This is a genomic window from Micromonospora sp. CNZ297, assembly GCF_007827625.1.
In genome coordinates, this window is sequence record NZ_VISU01000005.1 from 337,823 (window position 1) to 359,235 (window position 21,413).

The following is a 21,413-nucleotide window of genomic DNA, read 5'->3' on the forward strand; positions in this document are numbered from 1 at the left end:
CCGTTGATCATGAAGTTAGCGGTCGAAATGGTGATCGAATTCGCCGTCAACTTCATGATCGACGGGGTGAGGCCCGGTGTGTGCCGGGTGGGGTCAGCGGATGACGATGGGGGGTTCGGCCAGGCGGGGGGTCAGCGGGGTCTTCGGGGTCAGCCAGGGGGCGGTGGGGGACTGGTCGGGGTTCAACTGCCAGTCGTGCGACACCTTGTCGACGGCGATCGGGTAGATCGTCAGCGTGCCGTCCGGGTCGATCCGGAACCGCAGGAACGCCTTCGAGTCCTCGATGCCCTGCGCCGCGAACAACTCGTTCAGGTTGACCCCGAACGCGCCCGCCACCAGCAGGTAGAGCGCCACGAGCTGGCTGGCGACCAGCCCGCTCAGCGGCCCGTAGAGCACCACCGCGGCGACCGCCGGCAGCGGCCACGGCCAGTCGTAGAACGGCAGCTGCAACCAGACCCACGTGCCCCCGGCGGCGAGCGCCACCTGGGCCAGCCCGTGCGCCACCCCGAGGATCCAGTGCCGGGCGTGCCGTTTCCCGCCCGCCGTGGGCGGCTTGGCGAAGAACACCGCGCCCATCATCGCCACCACCAGCATGATCGCCAGCGGCACGCTGAACAGCCGCTGCTCGGTGGTGCCCACCTGCTGCACCGCCACCCCGGCCATGGCCAGCATCAGCAGCGTGTGCAGCGTGCCGAGCAGCGTCGTGAAGCCCGGGTTGCGGAACGGCAGCCGGGCGAAGATCCCCCAGCCGTACCGGCGGGAGCGCGCCTTGTCCGGATAGCGCGCAGCCAGGTCGTACTCCCGGGTGTTGCTGGCCCGCCGGGTCAGCGTGTCACGCGGCGGCACCTCCAGCTTCTCCGGCAGCCGGTGCGTGGGGTAGAGGTAGGCGCCGCCGCCGCCGCACGTGATGAGCTGCCGGTCCGTCCCGGCATAGCGGGCGTAGTGGTGCAGGTCGCCGGAGACCAGCACCCGCACCTGCGCCCCGGTCGGCGCGACGAGGGTACGGATGAAGTAGTCGATCGAGTCGTACGCGTTGGGGTGGTCGACGGCCTTGACCCACGTCGGCGCCGGCACCGCCAGGATCACCTTGGATTCCGGGGTGAGCTTGCGGGCCACCTCGTCGAAGTAGGTGAGCTGCGGGTCGTCCAGGTACGACCCGGACTGGTCGTCGAGGCCGAGCAGCCACCAGCCGGCCGGCAGCTCGACGGCGAAGTACGAGCGGGACTGGCCGGTGCCCCAGCCGCCGAAGTGCCGGTCCCGGGTACGCACGAACAGGCGCAGGAACGCGGTCAGGCCGTCGTACCAGTCGTGGTTGCCGGGCACCGCGAACAGCTTCGGCTGCTCTGGCGGGGCAACAGGCAGCGCCGCCTGGTACGGACCCTTGCACCGGTCCTCGTACGCCTCGTAGCCCGCCGCCGGATAGACCTGGTCGCCGCCCATCACCAGCGTCTGCGCGCGGGGAAGGGTGTGCCCGTCCACTGTCAGCTCCGGCTGGGCGAGCAGGTACGCCACCGAGTACGTGGCGTCGAAGCCGTCACCCAGGTCGGCCACGTAGTCGAGCCAGAGCCCACCGTCCGGCCCGACCTGCCGGAACGTGCCGTCGCTGAACGCGTTCTGCAACTCGCGCTTGTCCAGGTACGCCCCGAACAGCATGGCCAGCAACGTACGCAGGCCGGTGCTGATCAGGAGCAGTGGCGCGAGCCAGGGCACCGGCCGGCGGGGGGTGAAACCCAGCTCCCGGGGGTCGATGCTGCGGGGGCGGCGGGTGGCACGCTCGCCGGGACGCGCCTCGGGAGCCGGTGGTCGCGGCGGTTCGTCGGTCACCCGCCGCAGGGTAGTCCGGACCGGGCGCGAAGTCTCTCCCGTACCGGGGCGGATCTGGTCGAGTGTCCGGCTTCGGAGTCGGGGGATCCGGTTCGGCTTCCGGTCGGGCGTGCCGTACACTTGGCGGTCGTTGCCGCCTTAGCTCAGTCGGCTAGAGCGACGCACTCGTAATGCGTAGGTCGACGGTTCGATTCCGTCAGGCGGCTCGGTACCGAAGCCCAGGTCATCGACCTGGGCTTCGCCGTTTCCCCGAGGGCGATCGCCCCTCCGCCGACGGGTGCCGGTCCGTAAATCGTCCGCGCCGCGGCTGCTTCGACCGGCCGGATCAATCGGCAAGCCCCTTTCACGCCGTCGTCCGGACACCAGGCCGGCGGGGCCAGCCGGCGGCAGCCGCCCAGGCCAGCAGTACGCCCATGGTCAGGCCAGGCGGCAGGTACCAGAACGTGAGGAAGCCGGCCGGTGGCGTCAACGGCAGTGCCGCGATGAGCGCCCACGCGACGCGGCGTGGCAGCACACCGCGACGCAGCCCCTGCAGCCCGCACCAGACGGTGCCCGCCAGCGCCGTCAGCAGGGCCACGAGGTCGAACATCCACCCGTATCCGGGGCTGTTGTATTCCAGGCCGATCGCGATGGCCGCGGCGAGGAGCCCGTATCTCGTGAGGCGCCGAGGCGTCGCGGTGGCGTGGCCCGTCACCGTCCAGACGAGCGGCAGCGTCAGCAGCATCGACACGAAGAAGGGACCACGCCAGATCCAGGCCGGCTCCCCACCGTCGAACAACGGCAGGTTCTCGGCCATCCATCGCGCCGGAGCGGGGAGAGAGCTGACGGCTCGGCCGCCGCCGACCTCCCACTGCGTGGCCATCGCGGCGCCGAGCACCGCTGCGACCAGCGGCGCGAGAACCGCAAGGGCGCGCCGCCAGCGGGCGACCGCCCACCTGCCCTCGACACCGGGCCGGTCGGTGCGGTCGGGTACGCGCTGCGGATGCTCCTGTCGCATCGGATGATCGTCCTAGCGTCGCTGGAAAATCCCATCAGGAGAACAGTCGGGATCATCGCTAGCGTGTCGGCTGTAGACGCCGTTACGAGGCCGCCCGAGTTCTTCTGCCCGGAGCGGGCAGGTCGGCGGCCACCGTGCCCAGCAGCGCCAGCGCCTGCGCCGACCGGCTGCCGGGCTCGGCCTGGTAGACGACCAGCTGCTGGCCCGTCGCCCCGGCGACGGTCAAGGAGTCGTACGTGAGGGTCAGCTCGCCGACGTCGTGATGGTGGAACAGCTTCGCCTCGTGCGTCTTTCCCCGTACGTCGTGGCGGGCCCACAGCCGGCGGAACTCCGGACTCTTCAGCGAGAGTTCCCCGACCAGTTCGGTGAGCCGCGCGTCGTCGAGCATGTCGGCTGCGGCGGCCCGCAGCGCGCCCAGGCTGGACTGCGCGACCCGGTCCCAGTGGGGATAGAAGGAACGGGCCGCCGAGTCGAGGAAGACGAACCGGACGAGGTTGGGCTCATCGGCCTCGAACAGCTTGGCGAACAGGGCGCGTCCGAGCCGGTTGGCGGCCAGCACGTCCATCCTGCGGTCGACGATCAGCGCGGGTGTGTGCAGCCAGCCGTCCATCAGGCGCAGCAGGCTCGGCCGGACGGTCTCCCGCGTACCCCTGCGGGCGGGCTTGCGGCCGCTCCTGGCCAGCAGGTGCAGGTGCGCCGCCTCCTCGGCGTCGAGTCCGAGGGTGCGGGCCAGGGCGTTCAGCATCTGTTCCGACGGGTGCTGTTCCCGCCCCTGCTCCAGGCGGGCGTAGTAGTCGGCGCTGACCCCGGACAGCTGGGCGACCTCCTCGCGCCGCAGACCCGGCGTCCGGCGCCGGCCCGAGGAGACGATGCCGGCCTCCGCCGGGCTGGTCGTCTCACGCCGGGCGCGCAGGAACTCGCCGAGCGGATTGCTGCCGTCCACCACCCCAACATAACCGCGGGCGGTCGGCCGCCAGGAGGCTCAGCCGGGGTGTGACGCACCCTGGTTGCGACCGGCCGTACTCCGCACCGTGGACTCATGGAATCCACACAGATGTCCGGCACCAGCCACCGCAAGGCCGCCACCGTCCTCCTGACGGCGGCGCTCACCGCCTGCGGCACGGAGACACCGCCCGTACCGCAGGCCGCCCCGTCCGCGACGCCGGCGCGGCCCTCGGTCTCCGAGGCCCTTCATGGGTACGTCGGGATGTGGGTCACCGCCGACGGCCACATCCGGCAGGAGTTGTTGCCCGACGGCCGGTACGACGAGGCGCGCGGCGACCGGGCGAGCGCCTACACCGGCCGGTACGAGGTGACCGGCGAGCACATCGACTACTGGGACGACAGCGGGTTCACCGCCGACGGCCGGTTCGACGGCGACGTCCTGCACCACGGCGGCTACCTGTTCTATCGGGAGGGCAGTGCGGCCCACCGGCAGGCGGTCGCGGGGCGGGCGTCCACCCGCCCGTCCGGGTAGGGGAGAACGCCGACGGACAGGGGAGCGTCGGGCGTCCGGTGGCGGCGCAACCGCTACCGGCGCTCGGCGCGCTGCCGGGCCGCCTCGTACAGCGCCACGGTCCCGGCCGCCGCCGCGTTCAGGGAACTCGCCGCCCCCACGATCGGGATGCGCACCATCCGGTCGCTGGCCTCCTGCCAGCCCTTGCTGAGCCCGTGCGTCTCGTTGCCGATGAGCAGGAGAGTGGGGCCGGTCAGGTCGTGCTCGGCGACGTCCACGTCCCCGTGCTCGTCCGTACCGATGATCTGGACCTGCGGAAGTCCGTCCGCGCGCACCGCGGCGACCCAGTCCAGGACGTCGCGGTGACTGGGGACGCGCACCACGGGTAGGGCGAACAGCGACCCGGTGGTGGCCCGGACCGCCTTCGGGTCGTACGGGTCGGCGGCGTGGCCCGTGATGATCACGCCGGAGGCGCCGAAGGCGTCAGCGGAGCGGATCAGCGTGCCGATGTTGCCCGGGGTCTTGGGGCGGTCGAAGACCACCACGAGCATGGCCGGCCCGACCGGGATGCGGGCCAGGTCGTCAGCGGGCTGCGCCACGACTGCGAGCAGTTCGGGTGACTCCTCCTCCTTGCCGCTCAATTCACGCATCAGCTCCGGCGCGAGGGCCACCCGCCTGGCGTCGGAGCGGTCGAGCAGGTCGCGGCACCAGCGGGACAGGGGCTGCCGGTCCGGGTGGAGGAGGGCACGGATCTCCCAGCCCTGTTCCAGGGCCACCGTGATCGGGCGCACCCCCTGGACCAGGAACTCCCCGGAACGCTGCCGCTTGGTGCGGTTGGTCAGCAGCGCCTGCCACTGCTGGAAGCTCGCGTTGCGGGTGGTGATCGTCAGGGTCTTCGCCACGCAGCCGATTCAACCGCATCCGGGTTCGAGGTCACGCGCCGGTGAGGTGGTGACGCGGCGCGATTGTCCCGCCGAGTGACCAGCCGCTATCGTTCCCTCGCCCCCAGCCCGCAGAGTTTGAGGATCGCGATGACTTCCCCGCCGTTGACGAAAGTTGCCGATCGGGAAGGTTCGCCCGCCGAGGAACCGGCCGGCACGGCGACCGGACGCGAGCCGGGCAGGGAGGCGACGCCGAGCCGGTTCCGGGCAGACGTCGCCGGGCTCCGGGCTGTCGCCGTGGGGCTGGTGCTGCTCTACCACGCCGGGTTGCCGTTCATCCCCGGTGGCTTCGTCGGCGTCGACGTCTTCTTCGTGATCTCCGGCTTCCTCATCACCGGGCAGCTCATCTCGGAGATCGAGCGCAGCGGACGGGTCTCGCTCACCGGTTTCTACGCGCGCCGGGCCAAGCGGATCCTGCCCGCGGCCACTGTGGTGCTGGCGGCCACCGCCGTCGCGGTCCGGCTGTTCGTACCCCGGGGTGAGTGGCAGGTCATCGGCGGCGACATCGCCGCCGCGGCGACCTACGTCGTCAACTGGCGGTTCGCCGACCGCGCGGTCGACTACCTGGCCGAGGACGTCGCGCCGTCGCCGGTCCAGCACTTCTGGTCGCTCGCCGTGGAGGAGCAGTTCTACCTCCTCTGGCCGCTGCTGATCGTGCTGGCCATCCTCGCCGCGCGCAGGCTCCGGCGGGCGAACGTACGGCCGGTCCTGTGGGTCGGTCTCGCGGTGCTGGCGGTGCCGTCGTTCGTCTGGTCGATCGTCGAGACGGCGAACTCGCCCGAGCGCGCGTTCTTCGTCTCCACCACGCGGCTGTGGGAGCTCGCGGTCGGCGCGGCGGTCGCGCTGCTGGCGGTCCGCGCCGCGCGGATGCCCCGGTCGGTGGCTGTCGTTCTCGGGTGGCTCGGCCTCGCCGCGATCGTGGCGGCGGCGCTGCTGGTCAGCGGGAAGACCGCATGGCCGGGGTACGCGGCGGCGCTGCCCACGCTCGGCGCGGCGGCGGTGATCGCGGCCGGTGCCGCGGCCGGTTCCCGAGGGCCGGTGCTGGTGCTCGGCATGCGTCCGTTCCAGTGGATCGGTGACCTGTCGTACTCGCTGTACCTGTGGCACTGGCCGATGCTCGTGGTGGCCGCCGCGCACTTCGGTGACCTGTCGGTGACCGAGGGCCTGGTGGTGGCGCTCGCCTCGGTGATCCCGGCCTGGCTCACCTTCCGGCTGGTCGAGAACCCGCTGCGGTACTCGCGGAAGATCTCCACGTCGCCGCGTCTGGCGTTGAGCCTGGGCGGCAACTTCACGCTCGCCGGCATCTGCGCCGGTCTTGTCCTGGTGCTGATGGGCGCGTGGGCCGCCGCCGCGACCACGACCAAGGGCCGGTACGCCCCGGGCGCGGCGCTGCTGTCGACAGCGCCCGGCACGGCGCCGATCGGCCCGGTCCCGGAGCGGTTCGACGCGATCACGCCGGACCCGCTGCAGATCCGGCAGGGCTTCATGGACGTGCCGGACACCAACCGGGACAAGTGTTTCCAGCAGGTCGAGGGCGCCGAGGTGCTGTCCTGCACGTACGGCGTTCCGAACGGGTCCACCACCGTCGCGCTCGTCGGCGACTCGAAGATGGACCAGTGGCTGCCCGCGTTCCAGGTGCTCGCCGCCCAGAACGACTGGAAGCTGCTGATCATGGCGAAGGCGGGGTGCGCCTTCACCAGCGCCCAGGTGCTCAAGGGCGATGGGTCCGGCAAGCCGTACACCGACTGCATCGAGTGGAACCGTGCGCTGCTGGACCGCCTGGTGCAGGAGCGCCCCGACTACGTGGTCACGTCGCAGTCGGCGTCGACGGCCCTGGACAGCGGGGGTGAGCGCGCCACCGTCGCGGCGATGGTGTCCGGCGTACGGGCCTCGTGGAAGAAGCTCGACTCGGTGGGGACCAAGGTCGTCGTCCTCGCCAACAACCCGCATCCGGGCGCGGCGGTGGCGTGCGCCGACAAGAACCGCAAGCGCCTGTCCGCCTGCGCGTTCGACAGGGAGAAGCACGACCAGGACCCGGCCTACCGGATGCAGCGGCAGGCGGTCGCGGGCGCGCCGAAGGTCAAGATGATCGACCTGTTCGACGCCGTCTGCCCGACCGACAGGTGCCCTGTGGTGTTCGGCAACGTGCTCATCTACCGGGGTGGCTCGCACATCGGCGCGGCGTACGTGAAGACGACCGCGCCGCACCTCGCCCGTGCCCTGTCCGACGTCGGCGTGCCCGCGCGCTTCACCCCGGCCGGGTAGGTCGCCGGGGTTGCGGCGCCCGGCCACGATGGCGGCGTGATCATGCGTCGGCCGCTCTGGCTCAGCCTCGTGTACGTGCTGCTGGCGGTCGCCGGTGGCGCCCTGCTCTGGCTGCCGTTCCACACCCAGATGGCGCTCGACGACTGGGGGGTGACGCTGCGCGAGCGGGGTACGCCCGCACAGGCGACGGTGGTCGACCAGGTGACAAAGAGCGGTGGCAACCGGAGTTCCTCGTCGCGCACCATGTACTTCAGTTACGCGGTCGACGGCCGGACGCACTCGCAGGAGGTGCCCTGCTTCGAGGTGTGCCGGGCCGCGGGCACCGAGGTGCCGATCTGGGTCAACCCGGCGGACCCGAACGACTTCGTCACCGACTTCGGGCAGCTCAGCGGGCATCGCGGGCGGGTGCAGGGTGTACTCGGCGTGGTCGGGCTGTTCGCCCTGGGCGCCGGGGTGGTGCTGACGCTGTCCCGCATCCGGCGCGCCGCCCGACCAGGCGACCGCGCCGGCCGGGCGAGCCACGACGCGGCGCGCCGCGACCGGCCGCGCCGGGTGGCGCCGACGCCGGTCGGAGACGGTCGCGGCTACACCGGCCGGGGCAAACGCAAGCGCAACGCCGGGCGTTGACGCAAGCGCAACGCTCGGCGCCGACCGCCGGCGACGGGGTCAGCGGTAGAGCGTCTCCAGGTAGGCCGGGCCGTAGTGGCGTTCCAGGTCGGCCAGGCTCTCCGCCGGGGCCTCCACCTCCTTGATCAGCCGGGCCCGCGTCGGCAGCACGTCCGGTTGCCAGGTCTCCGGCTGCCACAGCTCGGAGCGCAGGAACGCCTTCGCGCAGTGGTAGAAGATCTGCTCGATCGCGACCTCGACGGCGAGCACCGGCCGGTGGCCCTTCACCTCCATGTCGGCGAACCACGGCGCGTCGGAGATCAGCCGGGCCCGGCCGTTGATCCGCAGCGTGTCGGTGCGGCCGGGGATCAGGAAGATCAACCCGACGTGCGGGTTGGCCAGGACGTTGCGGTAGCCGTCGGCCCGCCGGTTGCCGGGCCGCTCCGGGATCGCGATCGTGGTGTCGTCGAGCACCAGCGCGAAACCGGGCGGGTCACCCTTGGGGGAGACGTCGCAGGTGCCGTCCGCGCCGGCGGTGGCGATCAGGCAGAACGGCGAGGCGGCGAGCCACTCCCGGTCGCGTTCGTGCAGCGTACGGCGGTCCTTGGCGGCCGCTCGCGGCATCGGTGTGCCGATCAGCTCGCGTAGTTCGGCCTCGCTGGTGATCTCCCGGGTCGTCACGTCTTCCTCCCCCGTCCGTTGACCTCGACGACGGTTCCGGCCCGCGACGGGCCGTGATCCGCCACTGTCAGCCTAGGAGAGCGCGTCGAGCGCCGGGTTTGCCCCCGGAGCCGGCGGGTAGGGACCGGTTCGCAGCGTGCGTCCGGACGCGACGGATGGAGGCCGAGATGGAGAGCCGACTCAAGGTGCTCGGCCATCCCGTGCATCCGATGCTCGTGATGTTCCCGGTGGCGCTCTTCGTGACCGCGGTGATCTTCGACGTGGTGGACACAGTGGGCGGGCCCGGCTTCCTGGCCGAGGTCGCGTACTGGAACATCACCGTCGGTCTGATCGGCGGCCTGCTGGCCGCGGCGGCGGGGGCGTTCGACCTGCTCGCCCTGCCGGCCGGCACCCGCGCCAAGCGGGTCGGTGTCACCCACGCCGCCGCCAACGTGGCGGTCATCCTGCTGTTCGCCGCGGTCTGGGCGGTCCGGCTCAACGCCGACTCCCGGGCGGCCGGGGGCGCGCTCGTCGCCATCGAGGTGGTTGCCCTGGCGATCCTCGGCGTGAGCGCGTGGCTCGGTGGCGAACTGGTGGACCGGCTCGGTGTCGGCGTCGACCCGGAGCACGATCTCAACGCGCCCAGCTCGCTGCGACCCTCCTCGGCGACACAGCGGATCGGAGACGCGCGATGACGGAACAGGGCAGCGGACGGGGCTGGCGTGGTCGCCAGCAGGGCTGGGATCCGATGGGCGAACTCCAGTCGCTGCGCTCCGAGCTGAGCCGGCTGGTCGGCGGACGCTCCGGCAGCCAGGACGTGGATCTGGCCGAGACGGCCGACGGCTGGGAGGTGGTCGTCCGGCTTCCCGGCGTGGCGCCGGAGGAGGTCGCCGTCGAGCTGGACGACCGGGAGCTGTGCGTACGCGCCCGGTCGGAGGCCGAGGTGAACGCCGACCACGGCATCCCGGGCGGGTTCACCACCCGGGGCTTCGAGTACCGCGTGGACCTGCCGTCCCGCGTGGACCCGGACCGGATCGACGCGGTGATGGACCACGGCCTGCTCCGGGTCCGCCTGCCCCGGGCGACCCGGCCCGCGCCGCGCACCATCACCGTCGGCCGGACCGGCCCGCGACCGGGCGCCGACCGTACGCCGATGCCCGCCGACCCGGCCGCGGACCGGGAGCTGCACCACCCGGACACCGCGCTCGACGAGATCGACAGGCCGTAGGGGCCGCGTGACCAGCCCGCCTGACTCCCGCTCGCCGCGCCGCGACCTGGAGCCGTCGGCGCTCGGGCCGGTGGGCGAGCGCGTCCCTGACGTCGAACGGATCGCCGTGCTGCGCGCCAACGCGCTCGGTGACTTCATCTTCGTGCTGCCCGCGCTGGACGCGCTGCGGTCCGCGTACCCGTCGGCCGAGATCGTGCTGCTCGGCGCGCCGTGGCACGCGGCGCTCTGGCGCGACCGGCCCGGCCCGGTGGACCGGGTGCTGGTGGTGCCGGCGGCGCCCGGCATCCGCGACCCGGGGCCCGGCGAGTCGCCGGGTGACGTCCCGGCGTTCCTGGCCGCCGCCCGCGCCGAACGGTTCGACCTGGCGTTGCAGGTGCACGGCGGCGGCGGCAACTCGAACCCGTTCGTGGCCGGGCTGGGCGCCCGGGTCACCGCCGGTCTGCGGGCCGAGGGCGCGCCGCCGCTGGACCGGTGGCTGCGCTACGTCTACTACCAGCACGAGGTGATCCGCTACCTGGAGGTGGCCGCCCTGGTCGGCGCGCCCGCCACCACGATCACCGCGTCGCTCGCGATCACCGCCGCCGACCGGGCGGAGGCCGCCGCCGTGCTCGGCGAACCCACCCGGCCCCGGGTCGCGCTGCACCCGGGCGCCACCGACACGCGGCGGCGCTGGCCGCCGGAACGCTTCGCCGAGGTCGCCCGCGAGCTGACCGGAGACGGGTACGAGGTGCTGGTCACCGGCACCCCGGCCGAGCAGGAGACGGTCGACGCGGTGGTGGCGGCGGCCGGGGTGCCGGTGCGTCCCCAGGTCGGCACGCTCAGCCTGGGCGCGCTGGCCGCCGCGTACGCGGACTGCGCGCTCGTGGTCTCCAACGACACCGGCCCGCTGCACCTGGCCGCCGCCGTGGGAGCGCCGACAGTGGGTGTCTTCTGGGTCGGCAACCTGATCAACGGGGCGTCGCCGTTGCGCGGGCGGCACCGCCCGATCGCGGCCTGGACCACCCACTGCCCGGTCTGCGGCGTCGACTGCACACCCGGGATCTACCCGCACCGGCCGGGCGACGGCGAGTGCCCGCACCGGGTGTCGTTCGTGGCCGACGTACCAGTCGCCGAGGTGGTCGAGGCGGCCCGCGAGCTGCTCACACCTCCGCGGGCGACTCGCTGAGCACGACCTCCCACGCCTCCACGTCGCGTTCGGTGACTGTGGTCGGCGACTCCAGGTGATAGGCCCCGCTGGGCAGCACCCCGGCGCCGCCGTGGCGCTCCAGCACCGCGAGCTGCGCGGCGACGTCCTCGCCCTGGTGCCGCTCGGGCAGCCGCTCCCAGAAGTCGAAGCCGCCGGCCTCGACGAGCTTGGCCCGGTCGTAGAGCACGCACCCGCCGATCCAGGAGATCTTGTACGCCCGCCACTCATCCGCCGCCAGGTCGAGCTTCTCGGTGACGTGCAGCAGGTTCGCCGCCGGGTGGATGGACGCCCGGTGCCACTCCGGCGTGCCGGGCTGGATGCGTTCCGGCACCGGCGGCCCGGTCCACTCCTCGTAGTGCTGGTGCGTCTCCGGGCGGACGTCGTCGGCGTAGGAGAGACCGTGCACCGCGTTGCCGACGAACCCGCAGCCCAACTCGTCGAGCGCGGTGACCAGGCGGGACAGCGCGCCCGGCTCCAGCCACACGTCGTCGTCGAGGCAGAGCACCGCGTCGGCCGCCGACTGGGCCAGCAGGTACGACCGGTGCTCGGCCAGGCCGCGCCGGGGCAGCCGCCGGGTCAGCAGCACCGGATGCCCCCGGTGCCGCAGCGCCCGCACCATCGTGGCGGCGGCCGGGTGGGCGTATGCGGGATCGCCGTCGGACTGGTCGCTGACCACCACCCCGAACCCGGGTACGCCCTCCTGGGCGGCCAGCCCGGACAGCGTGACCGCCAGTTCGGCGGGCCGGTTGCGGGTGGGGATCAGCACGTCGAGCCGCCGGTGGTGCCGGAACCGTCCGGGCGTGCCCGGGTCGAGCGGACGGGTCACGCCGGCCTGCCCTCGCCGACCGTGTCGCTGTGCTGGTCGGGCACGGCCTCACGGCCCTCGCTTCGCTCGGTGCGTTCGCTCGTGCCGAGCGACTGGGCGCGGATCCGGTCGATGATCGCCGAGGTGGAGCGGTCCGGTACGTACCCGAGCGTGCGCACCTGCCCGCCCAGCCGCCGTACCAGCGGCGCCTCCGGCACCATCTCCGGCGGGTAGTCGCCGCCCTTGACGTAGACGTCGGGCCGGACCGCCTCGATCAGCCGGGCCGGCGAGTCCTCCTCGAAGACCACCACGTGGTCGACGCAGGCCAGCGCCGCCAGCAGGGCGATCCGGTCCTCGACCGGGTTGACGGGCCGGTCCGGGCCCTTGAGCCGCCGTACGCTGCCGTCCGAGTTGACCGCCACGATCAGCAGGTCGCCGAGCGCGCGGGCCTGGGTCAGGTAGCGGACGTGCCCCGGGTGCAGCACGTCGAAGCATCCGTTGGTGAACACCACCGACCGCCCGGCCTGCCGGTGCTCGTCCACCAGCGCGGCCAGCTCGTCGGCGCCGACCAGCGCCGGATGCCCGCCCTCGTCCGCGCCGGTGCCGAGCGCGGCCAGCAGATCCTGCCGGCGGCACACGCAGGTGCCGGTGTCGGCCACAGTGATGGTGGCGGCGAGCTGGGCGAGCTGGGCGGCGGTGGGCAGGCCCGCGTCGGCGGCGAGCGCCAGCGTCATGGCCGCCAGGTACGCGTCCCCGGCGCCCACCGCGTGGCTGGCCGGGACCGGGGTGCTGTGGCTGCGCCGGGGCTCGCCCTCGGCGCCGCCGACCACAGCGCCCTCGGTGTCCAGGGTCACCGCCACCACGTCGGCGCCGGTGTGCTCGCGCAGCTCGGGCAGGCGGGACTCGGCCAGCACGGCCCGGTCGACGCCGGTGCCGGCCGCCGCGCTCACCGTCACGCCGGTCCCGGTGACGCTCAGCCCGTCGCCGGTCAGCGCCACCCGCTCCTCGCCGGGCGTCGGCTCGCCGGTCGGGCCGGTCGGGGCCTCGGCGGCGGGCGTACCGGAGGTCGGGTGCGGGCTGCCCGGTACGCGCTCACCGGATCCGCCGGGCGCGGCGCCCACCATCAGCTCGGACGGGCCGTCGGCCTCCGCCGGGTGGTTCAGGTGCAGGTCGTCGCCGCCGGTGACGGCACCCCGTTCGGCGTGCGCGAACCCGGCGGCGGCGCGGGCCAGCAGCCGGGTCGCCTCGGCGAAGCTCGGCGTCACCACTGTCGGGTTCAGTCCGCGCCAGTCGGCCAGGTCGTGCGCGTCGAGCGCCACGGTGCCGTAGCGGTCGCGGTTGGCGACCAGCCAGGCGCGTACCGACGAGGGCAGCGCGCCCAGGCCGTAGTCGCAGACGACGAGCGTGAGCGGCTGACCGGCGGCCACCGCGCGCAGCTCCTCGGTGGCGCAGTGCAGCGCGGTCAGCAGGCGGGCCACCCCGTCGGCGTCCAGCCCGTCCTCCGGGCCGCCGGAGTCCTCGCGGAGCAGGATCTGGTTGCCGGCGAGCATCCGCCGCTTGACCGGCGTGGGCCGGCCCGGCTGGCTCACCGTACGGTCCCAGACCGCCGCCCGGTCCAGGCAGTCGTGCAGTTCGTCGCCGGCCACGTCGGCGCCGACCGGGGCGACGAGCGCGGCCCGGCCGCCGAGCGCTGCCACGTTCACCGCCGTGTTGGCGGCGCCCCCCGCAGCGGAGATCCGCCGCCGCAGGGTGAGGACCGGCGCGGGCGCCTCGCGGCAGAGCCGCTCCGACTCGGCGAACCGCCACTCGTCCAGCATGGCGTCCCCGACGACCAGCACGGGACGCTGCTGCCAGCTCGCCACGACGGTGGCCAGCCGGCGCTCTTCCGCTGCTGCTCCTGCCATGCCTCTGCGGATCCCCCCGGGCCGTCGGGCCAAACCTTGGTGCGACGCGGGCCACCCGATGCGTCCGGTTTCGCGGCATCGGGCGGGGGAACCGTCTCAGACGTACCCCGGAGAGGAGAGAACAGCATGGCAGCGACACTTCAGGGCAAGCGCATCGCCTTCCTGGCCGCCGACGGCGTCGAGGAGGTCGAGTACACCAAGCCCCGGGAGGCGGTGGAGAACGCCGGCGCCCAGGTCGAGCTGGTCTCCATCGAGTCCGGCACGATCCAGGCCTTCAACCACCTCGACCACGGCAAGCAGTACCAGGTCGACGTCACCACCGAGGAGGCGGACGCCGGGGCGTACGACGGCCTGGTCCTGCCCGGTGGCGTGGCGAACCCCGACTTCCTGCGGACGGACCCGGAGGCGGTCCGGTTCGTCAAGGCGTTCTTCGACGCGGGCAAGCCGGTCGGCGTGATCTGCCACGGCCCGTGGACGCTCGTCGAGGCGGACGTGGTGCGGGGCCGCACCATCACCTCCTGGCCGAGCCTGCGCACCGACCTCACCAATGCCGGCGCGAACTGGGTCGACCAGGAGGTCGTCACCGACAACGGGCTGGTCAGCAGCCGCAAGCCGGACGACCTGCCGGCGTTCTGCGCCAAGATCGTCGAGGAGTTCGCCGAGGGGCGGCACGCCGCCCGATGAAACTCGTACGCCCACCGGGGCATGATCCGCCCCCGGTGGGATAGGAAGCGGGATGACCGCCCAGGCCGCCCGTCCCGCGTTGCCCGCCCGCCAGATCCGCCTGCTGATGTTCGGTCTGATGACCGGCATGCTGCTGGCGGCGCTGGACCAGACGATCGTCGGCACCGCGCTGCCGACGATCGTGGGCGAGCTGGGCGGCATCAACCACTACTCGTGGGTGGTCACCGCGTACCTGCTGGCCTCGACCGCCTCGACGCCGCTGTACGGCAAGATGGCCGACCTGTACGGACGCCGGCCGGTCTTCCTGTTCTCGATCGGGATGTTCCTGCTCGGCTCGCTGCTGGCCGGGCTGTCGCAGGACATGACCCAGCTGATCGTCACGCGGGGCGTGCAGGGCCTGGGCGCGGGCGGCCTGATGACGCTGGCGTTCACCATCATCTCGGACGTGGTGTCGCCCCGGGAGCGTGGCCGCTACCAGGGGTTGTTCGGCGCCGTGTTCGGTGTGTCGTCGGTGGCCGGACCGCTGGTCGGCGGCTACTTCGCGGAGAACAACTGGCGGTGGATCTTCTACATCAACGTGCCGCTGGCGATCCTCGCCATCGTGGTCTGCTGGCACGTGATGCGGCTGGTGCCGTTCGAGCGGCGGGAGCACACCGTCGACTGGATCGGCGCGGCACTGCTGGTGGCCGGCGTGAGCTGCCTGCTGCTGGCGCTGAGCTGGGGCGGCGCCGAGTACGCCTGGGGCTCCGGCGTGATCGTCGGGCTGTTCGCCGCGGGCGCGGTGCTGGGCGTGCTGTTCGTCGCCCAGGAGGCCCGGACCAAGGAGCCGATCCTGCCGCTGCGGCTGTTCCGCAGCGCCACGTTCGCGCTCGCCAACGGCGCGGGTTTCGTGCTCGGTCTGGTGATGTTCGGGTCGATCATCTTCATCCCGCTCTACCTCCAGATCGTCAAGGGCGCCTCGCCGACCCGCAGCGGTCTGCTGATGCTGCCGATGATGGCCGGCGTCATCGTCACCTCGGTGCTCACCGGCCGGGCGATGAGCCGGATCGGCAGGTACAAGTGGTTCCCGGTGGCGGGCGCGGCCGTGCTGGTGGTCGGCATGCTGCTCTTCCAGCAGCTCCAGGTGGCCACCTCGCTCTGGCTCGCGTTCGGCTACATGGTGGTGATCGGCGTCGGGCTGGGCCTGTGCATGCAGTCGCTGATCCTGGCCGTGCAGAACGCGGTGAGCGTCCGCGACCTGGGCGCGGGCACCTCGTCTGCGACGTTCTTCCGGTCGCTCGGCGGATCGTTCGGCGTGGCCATCCTCGGCGCGGTGCTGTCGTCCCGGCTCACCGCCGAGATGTCCGCGCGGCTGCCCGGTGCGCTGGCGCAGCTCCCGCCGGAGCAGCGGGCCGCGGTGACGGCCGGCGGGGACTTCTCGATCAACGACCCGGCGGCGATCCTCGCCCTGCCCGCCCCGGTACGCGCCGCCGTCCAGGCCGCGTTCGTCGAGTCGCTGCACCTGGTCTTCCTGACCACCGGGCTGATCGCCGTGATCGCCGTGCTGGTCACGCTGGCCATGCCGAACCTTCAGTTGCGCGGCACCGGCCCGCAGGGTGCCACCGGCGGCGCCGACCCGCTCGGCGGGAAGGCGCCCGCGCCCGGCGGCAAGCCGCTGACGAAGGAGTCGAAGGACGAGGCCGCCGCCGACATGGAGGCGAAGTCGCAGACGATGCTGTGACCGGCGGCTACTTGAGGATCAGCCGGTTGGTCTGCTCGAACACGTCGAGGTCGGCGAGCGTCTCGTGCACGCTCGACGACAGCGGGTGCGGGAAGTCCGCCGGGCGGAAGAAGCCCGAGTCGGTGGTCTCGTCGGTGAACCGGGCCAGCTCGCCGTCCCACTCGTCGACCCGGAACGCCGTGGTGAAGACCTGGTACGTGTGCCCGTACATGTTGGTGTGGGTGCGGTCCGGGCCGGTGTAGAGCGCGAACGCGCTGACCCGCAGCGCCCGCAGCCCGGTCTCCTCCCGGACCTCCCGGACCGCGCAGTCGGCGATCGACTCGCCGAGTTCCATGGCGCCGGCCGGCAGGGCCCACTGGCCGTTGTCGGAACGCTGGATCAGCAGCACCCGGGCGGCGTTGTCGCGCACCACAGCGCGGGCGCCGACGAACATCAGGGTGCGGTCACCGGCCAGGGCGCGGAGCTGCCCCACGTACGAGTCGGCCCACGAGATGCTCACCCGGACAATCTACGCATCATCCGTGATCACCTCGGCGATTCCGGGGGGTTCCGCAGATGTGACCGCCGCCACTACGTTGTTACCCATGCGTAGCACGATGATGGATGCCCCTCTCCAGGTCGCCCGGATCCTCGAACACGGCTCCACCGTGCACGGCGCGGCGGAGGTGGTCACCTGGACCGGCGCCGAACCCCGCCGGATGACGTACGCGGAGGTCGGCCGCGCCGCCGCCCGGCTGGCCCACGCGCTGCGCGACGAGTGCGGGGTGACCGGCGACGAGCGGGTCGGCACGTTCATGTGGAACAACAACGAGCACCTGGTGGCCTACTTCGCCGTACCGAGCATGGGCGCGGTGCTGCACACGCTCAACATCCGCCTCTTCCCCGACCAGGTCGCCTACATCGCCAACCACGCGCAGGACCGGGTGGTGCTCGTCGACAGCACGCTCATCCCGCTGCTCGCCCGGGTGATCGGCGAGATGACCACCGTGGCGCACGTGGTGGTGGTCGGCGGCGGTGACCCGGCGCCGCTGCTGGCCGCGGCCGGCGACCGGATCACAGTGCACCACTGGGACGCGCTGCTGGCCGGCCGCCCGGACCACTTCGACTGGCCGGAGGTGGACGAGCGTGACGCCGCCGCCCTCTGCTACACCTCCGGGACCACCGGCAACCCCAAGGGCGTCGCCTACTCGCACCGCTCGATCTACCTGCACTCGCTCCAGGTCTGCATGCCGGAGGGCTTCGGGCTCGGCCCGAACGACAGGGAACTGGCGATCGTGCCGATGTTCCACGCGATGTCGTGGGGCCTGCCGTACGCGGCGTTCCTCTCCGGCGCCTCGCTGATCATGCCGGACCGGTTCCTCCAGGCCGAGCCGATCGCCGCGATGATCGCCGCCGAGCGCCCCACGCTCGCCGGGGCGGTGCCGACCATCTGGACCGACCTGCTGGCCTACCTGGACGCGCACGAGGTGGATCTCTCCTCGCTGAAGGAGGTCATCGTCGGCGGATCGGCCTGCCCTCCGGCGCTGATGCACGCGTTCCATGACCGCTACGGCATCGACGTCATCCACGCCTGGGGCATGACCGAGATGTCGCCGCTGGGCTCGGTCTCCCGGGCACCGGCCGGCGCGACCGGCGACGACGCCTGGCGCTACCGCTACACGCAGGGCCGTGTTCCGGCCGGCGTGACGGCGCGGATCGTCGGCCCGGCCGGCGAGCCGCTGCCCGCCGACGGGACGTCGGTGGGCGAGCTGGAGGTACGCGGGCCGTGGGTGACCGCCCGGTACATCGGCGACGACGCCCCGGAGGAGGAGAAGTTCCGGGACGGCTGGCTGCGGACCGGTGACGTCGGCACGCTCTCGCCGGACGGCTACATCACGCTCACCGACCGCGCCAAGGACGTGATCAAGTCGGGCGGGGAGTGGATCTCCTCGGTCGAGCTGGAGAACGCCCTGATGGCCCACCCGGCGGTGCTGGAGGCGTGCGTGGTGGGCGTACCGGACGAGCGGTGGGACGAGCGGCCGCTGGCCACTGTGGTGGTCCGCGAGGGCGCCTCGGTGACCGCGGAGGAACTGCGGGACTTCCTCGCCGGCTCGGTGGCCCGCTGGCAGTTGCCGGAGCGCTGGGCGTTCATCGACGCGGTGCCGAAGACGAGCGTCGGCAAGTTCGACAAGAAGGTGGTGCGCTCGCGGTACGCCGACGGCGGGCTCGACGTGCGGGAACTGACCGCGTCGTAACGTTTCGCGGCGTACCGTCGCCTACACGGGTAGGAACGCGTTCCCAACGGACATTCCTCCCAGAGGGCGGCCCCGGCGTTCGCACCGCGCCGGGGCCGCCCGTCCGTTACGGGGTGACCCGCACCGTCATTGTTGCGAAACTTGTTCGCGTCTGTCCGGCTGTCGGGGAAATCCGGTCGCCTACTCGTCGGCGGTGCTCACCAGCACCTTTCCCACCACGCTGTCCTGCACCGCCTGCTGTGCGGCGGCGGCCTCCGCCAGCGGATACCGGTACAGCGGCAGCCCCGCCTCCTCACCGACCCGGATCGCGCCCTGCGCCACCGCCGCCGCGATGTCCGTGACCGCCTGCGCCTTCGCCACCTTCGGCGCGGTGTAGATCAGCACGAACTGCCAGCGGGCGTTCGGGCCCATCAGCGGCCGGATCGGCAACGTCACCTCGCCACCGCCGTCGTCGGCGTACACGCAGACCGCCCCGCCGGTGCGCAGCATCCGTACGTCGGCGGCGGCGTTGCGGGCGGCGGACACCTCCACGATCGTGTGCACCCCGTCGGGCGCGACCTTGCGGACCTCCTCGACCACGTCCTGCTCACGATAGTTGATCACGAAGCTGGCACCCGCCGCCGCCGCGAGCTGCGCCTTCTCCGGGCTGCTCACCGTGGTGATCACGCACGCGTCGGCCCACCGGGCGAGCTGGATCGCCGCGTTGCCCACCGCCCCCGCGCCGCCCTGCACCAGCACCACGTGGTCGCTCAACGCGCCGGCGTGCAGCTTGTCCGGCATGAACTCGCCGGCGGTCAGGCAGCGGTGCGCGGTCATGAACGGGATGCCGAGCGCCGCGCCCAGGTCGAACGAGGCCGGACCGAGCGGCACCGCGTGCCGGACCGGGACCAGCGTGTACTCAGCGGCGGTGCCCCACGGCCGCTGCCAGGCCGCCTCCCACACCCAGACCCGCTCACCGATGAGCGTCCGGTCCACGCCCTCGCCGACCGCCTCGACCACCCCGGCGCCGTCCTGGTGCGGGATCTGCCAGCCGGCCGGCAGCGGCCACGCCTGGCGGGCCTTCCAGTCGGTCGGGTTCACCCCCGACACGGCCATCCGGACCAGCACCTCGCCCGGTCCGGGTTCCGGCACCGGCCGCCCGACCACCTGGAGCACCGAGGCGTCCCCGCTGCGCTCGTACACGATCGCCTTCATCGCTGTCCCCTCACCGTCGTCGCGTGATGGCGCTACCCCGCCGCCTACCGATCATTCCGCCGACCGCCGGCCGAGTGACTCGACCACCTCGGGCGTGAGCGCGCCGATCGAGGGGAGCAGCACGGCCGCGAGCGCCTCCGCGTCCGGATCGAGCGGGTACGAGCCGTGCGGCACCGCGACCACCCGGCACCCGGCGGCGGCCGCCGAGCGGACCCCGTTCGACGAGTCCTCCACCGCCACGCACCGGGCCGGGTCGACGCCCAGCCGCTGCGCCACCGCGAGCCACACGTCGGGCGCGGGCTTGCCGCGGGCGGTCTCCTCGGTCGACAGCGTCGCGCCGAACGCGCCGGCCAGGCCGGTCGCGTCCAGCGCCGCCGCGATCAGCCGGGTCGGCGAGGAACTGGCCAGCCCCAGCGGCCACCGCGCGGCCATGCCGCGCACGACCGCGTCGGCGCCGTCGATCAGCGGTACGCGCTGCGCGTACCGCCGGGCCATCTCGGTCACCACCTCGGTGGCGACCTGCTCGGCCGACCTGTCGACGCCCAGCTCCCCGCTCAGGTAGCCGGCCCACTCGGCGGTGCTCATGCCCATCAGCCGGCGCTGGGTGTCCGGCTGCCAGGTGCCACCGTGCTCGGCCACGTACGCCCGCCGGACCTCCTCCCACACCGGCTCGGAGTCCACGATCACGCCGTCCAGGTCGAAGAGCACCGCGTCCACCACGCCGACCATCCTGCCCCAGCCGGCGGCCGGACTCACCGTGGCAGCGCCGCTCCGGCCGAACGCTGAGCCGGAAGGCCGATCGGGGCCTTGGCCGGGATGATCGTGCGGCAGCGCGTCGCGATCGGCTCCAGCAGCTCCCGCAGCCGGCCGGTACGCTCCGCGCCCAGCGCCCGCCACGGACCCGCGGCGGCCCGGTCGGTGGCCTCCTCGACCACGCGGAACGTCTCCGTGGCGTACGGCGTGGGGTCCATGTCGGCGGTCAGCCAGCCCTTGTCCACCAGGCGCTGCTCGGCGGCGGTCCATTGCTCGTCGGTCCAGCCCCGGGCCGGCTGGTGGAACTCGCGGGACTGGTCGACCCGGCACCGCCAGGCCACCACCTCGGCCGGTTCCAGCCCGGTCGTCACCAGCGCCGCCACGTGGCCGTCGCCGCGGTGCTCGCGCAGCGTGGTGGCGGCCTGCCAGAGCCGGGCCAGCGGGTACTCGCCCCGGGGCAGCGCGGCGTTGACCGCGCCGAGCACCCGGCCCGCGACGTCCACCCGGCCGGCCGCCTCCTCCAGCAGGTCGGCGGCCTCGGCCAGGTGCGACTCGGGCAGCTCGTAGGTGAACTCGGCGAGCGCCTGCACGCCACCGGTGAGCCGGGCCCGCAGCGTCTCCTCCGGGGTGGCCAGGCGCCACACCGAGGGCAGCGCGCGAGCCACCATGGCCGGCGCGAAGCTGAAGAAGGCGGCCGTGACGGTCGGCGCGTCGACCGGCCCGAGCGGCGCGGCCCGGCCGGCGAAGTAGCCGCGCCAGTAGCCCCGCAGCCCGACCGCCTCGAACGCGGCCCGGGCCCGGGGGTGGAAGTAGGTCACCGCGTGGACCGGCTCGTAGAGCGTCCACATCTGCCGGGTCACCCCGGACTCGTCCAGCGCCGCCACGTGCACCTCCGCGTCGGTGGGCAGATCACCACGGGCGAACGTGCCGCCCGTGGTGACCATGAACCTACTGCC

The 21,413-nt window shown here is 73.0% G+C and carries 20 protein-coding genes and 1 tRNA gene; 10 read left to right on the forward strand and 11 right to left on the reverse strand.

What is annotated here, in order from left to right:
- Positions 1–93: 93 nt before the first annotated feature.
- Positions 94–1,944 carry a metallophosphoesterase family protein gene (locus FB454_RS12670; RefSeq protein ID WP_486481597.1) on the reverse strand — a complete coding sequence of 617 codons (1,851 nt, stop codon included), beginning with the start codon at positions 1,942–1,944 and terminating at the stop codon, positions 94–96.
- Positions 1,945–1,956: 12 nt separating this feature from the next.
- Here FB454_RS12670 and FB454_RS12675 point away from each other — a divergent pair.
- A tRNA-Thr gene (locus FB454_RS12675) sits at positions 1,957–2,030 on the forward strand.
- A gap of 137 nt (positions 2,031–2,167) precedes the next feature.
- On the opposite strand, the gene FB454_RS12680 is transcribed toward FB454_RS12675, so the two are convergent.
- Entirely contained in the window at positions 2,168–2,821 is a 654-nt protein-coding gene (locus FB454_RS12680) for a hypothetical protein (protein ID WP_030274431.1), read from the reverse strand.
- Positions 2,822–2,903: 82 nt separating this feature from the next.
- Entirely contained in the window at positions 2,904–3,764 is an 861-nt protein-coding gene (locus FB454_RS12685) for a helix-turn-helix transcriptional regulator (RefSeq protein ID WP_036311684.1), read from the reverse strand.
- A gap of 96 nt (positions 3,765–3,860) precedes the next feature.
- Between FB454_RS12685 and FB454_RS12690 the strand changes: the two genes are divergently transcribed.
- Positions 3,861–4,298 carry an Atu4866 domain-containing protein gene (locus FB454_RS12690; RefSeq protein ID WP_486481598.1) on the forward strand — a complete coding sequence of 146 codons (438 nt, stop codon included), beginning with the start codon at positions 3,861–3,863 and terminating at the stop codon, positions 4,296–4,298.
- Positions 4,299–4,351: 53 nt separating this feature from the next.
- On the opposite strand, the gene FB454_RS12695 is transcribed toward FB454_RS12690, so the two are convergent.
- Entirely contained in the window at positions 4,352–5,179 is an 828-nt protein-coding gene (locus FB454_RS12695; RefSeq protein WP_013283670.1) for a TrmH family RNA methyltransferase, read from the reverse strand.
- 129 nt (positions 5,180–5,308) lie between these two features.
- Between FB454_RS12695 and FB454_RS12700 the strand changes: the two genes are divergently transcribed.
- Both FB454_RS12700 and FB454_RS12705 read left to right on the forward strand, forming a co-directional pair.
- Positions 5,309–7,483: an acyltransferase family protein gene (locus tag FB454_RS12700; RefSeq protein WP_013283671.1), complete on the forward strand. Its 2,175-nt coding sequence runs from the start codon at positions 5,309–5,311 to the stop codon at positions 7,481–7,483.
- Between the two features lie 42 nt (positions 7,484–7,525).
- Positions 7,526–8,110: a DUF3592 domain-containing protein gene (locus FB454_RS12705; protein WP_145822996.1), complete on the forward strand. Its 585-nt coding sequence runs from the start codon at positions 7,526–7,528 to the stop codon at positions 8,108–8,110.
- A 39-nt stretch (positions 8,111–8,149) separates the two neighbouring features.
- Here the strand turns inward: FB454_RS12705 and FB454_RS12710 are convergent, their stop codons facing one another.
- On the reverse strand, positions 8,150–8,770 hold the full coding sequence (locus FB454_RS12710) for a pyridoxamine 5'-phosphate oxidase family protein (protein WP_013283673.1): 621 nt from the start codon (positions 8,768–8,770) through the stop codon (positions 8,150–8,152).
- 167 nt (positions 8,771–8,937) lie between these two features.
- Here FB454_RS12710 and FB454_RS12715 point away from each other — a divergent pair, with 167 nt between their 5' ends.
- The 3 genes from FB454_RS12715 to FB454_RS12725 are packed head-to-tail and all read left to right on the forward strand — an operon-like array spanning position 8,938 to position 11,142.
- Positions 8,938–9,444, forward strand: coding sequence for a DUF2231 domain-containing protein (locus FB454_RS12715; protein WP_013473600.1), 507 nt, complete (start codon positions 8,938–8,940; stop codon positions 9,442–9,444).
- On the forward strand, positions 9,441–9,977 hold the full coding sequence (locus FB454_RS12720) for an Hsp20/alpha crystallin family protein (protein WP_030274419.1): 537 nt from the start codon (positions 9,441–9,443) through the stop codon (positions 9,975–9,977). Before FB454_RS12715 ends, FB454_RS12720 begins: the two co-directional genes overlap by 4 nt.
- A 7-nt stretch (positions 9,978–9,984) precedes the next feature.
- On the forward strand, positions 9,985–11,142 hold the full coding sequence (locus tag FB454_RS12725; RefSeq protein ID WP_047893082.1) for a glycosyltransferase family 9 protein: 1,158 nt from the start codon (positions 9,985–9,987) through the stop codon (positions 11,140–11,142).
- Here FB454_RS12725 and FB454_RS12730 read toward each other — a convergent pair.
- Both FB454_RS12730 and rfaE2 read right to left on the reverse strand, forming a co-directional pair.
- Entirely contained in the window at positions 11,117–11,989 is an 873-nt protein-coding gene (locus tag FB454_RS12730; protein WP_013283677.1) for a glycosyltransferase family 2 protein, read from the reverse strand. The two genes, FB454_RS12725 and FB454_RS12730, sit on opposite strands and share 26 nt — an antisense overlap.
- Positions 11,986–13,872, reverse strand: a complete 1,887-nt coding sequence (rfaE2, locus tag FB454_RS12735) for a D-glycero-beta-D-manno-heptose 1-phosphate adenylyltransferase (protein ID WP_486485414.1) — start codon at positions 13,870–13,872, stop codon at positions 11,986–11,988. Before rfaE2 ends, FB454_RS12730 begins: the two co-directional genes overlap by 4 nt.
- 126 nt (positions 13,873–13,998) lie before the next feature.
- Between rfaE2 and FB454_RS12740 the strand changes: the two genes are divergently transcribed.
- Positions 13,999–14,556 (forward strand): type 1 glutamine amidotransferase domain-containing protein, encoded by a 558-nt coding sequence (locus tag FB454_RS12740; RefSeq protein ID WP_030274416.1) that lies wholly within the window; start codon positions 13,999–14,001, stop codon positions 14,554–14,556.
- Positions 14,557–14,608: 52 nt separating this feature from the next.
- A complete protein-coding gene (locus tag FB454_RS12745) occupies positions 14,609–16,276 on the forward strand; it encodes an MDR family MFS transporter (protein WP_013283680.1) in 1,668 nt (555 codons plus the stop codon).
- Positions 16,277–16,283: 7 nt separating this feature from the next.
- Here FB454_RS12745 and FB454_RS12750 read toward each other — a convergent pair whose 3' ends face one another.
- Entirely contained in the window at positions 16,284–16,775 is a 492-nt protein-coding gene (locus tag FB454_RS12750; protein WP_013283681.1) for an NUDIX domain-containing protein, read from the reverse strand.
- A 100-nt stretch (positions 16,776–16,875) separates the two neighbouring features.
- Between FB454_RS12750 and FB454_RS12755 the strand changes: the two genes are divergently transcribed.
- A complete protein-coding gene (locus FB454_RS12755) occupies positions 16,876–18,510 on the forward strand; it encodes a fatty acid--CoA ligase (protein ID WP_186461589.1) in 1,635 nt (544 codons plus the stop codon).
- A 180-nt stretch (positions 18,511–18,690) separates the two neighbouring features.
- Here FB454_RS12755 and FB454_RS12760 read toward each other — a convergent pair whose 3' ends face one another.
- The 3 genes from FB454_RS12760 to FB454_RS12770 are packed head-to-tail and all read right to left on the reverse strand — an operon-like array spanning position 18,691 to position 21,305.
- Positions 18,691–19,704: an NADPH:quinone reductase gene (locus FB454_RS12760; protein ID WP_145822974.1), complete on the reverse strand. Its 1,014-nt coding sequence runs from the start codon at positions 19,702–19,704 to the stop codon at positions 18,691–18,693.
- 51 nt (positions 19,705–19,755) lie between these two features.
- Positions 19,756–20,433: an HAD family hydrolase gene (locus FB454_RS12765; protein WP_186461590.1), complete on the reverse strand. Its 678-nt coding sequence runs from the start codon at positions 20,431–20,433 to the stop codon at positions 19,756–19,758.
- A 23-nt stretch (positions 20,434–20,456) separates the two neighbouring features.
- Positions 20,457–21,305 (reverse strand): SCO6745 family protein, encoded by an 849-nt coding sequence (locus tag FB454_RS12770; protein ID WP_186461591.1) that lies wholly within the window; start codon positions 21,303–21,305, stop codon positions 20,457–20,459.
- Positions 21,306–21,413 lie beyond the last annotated feature (108 nt).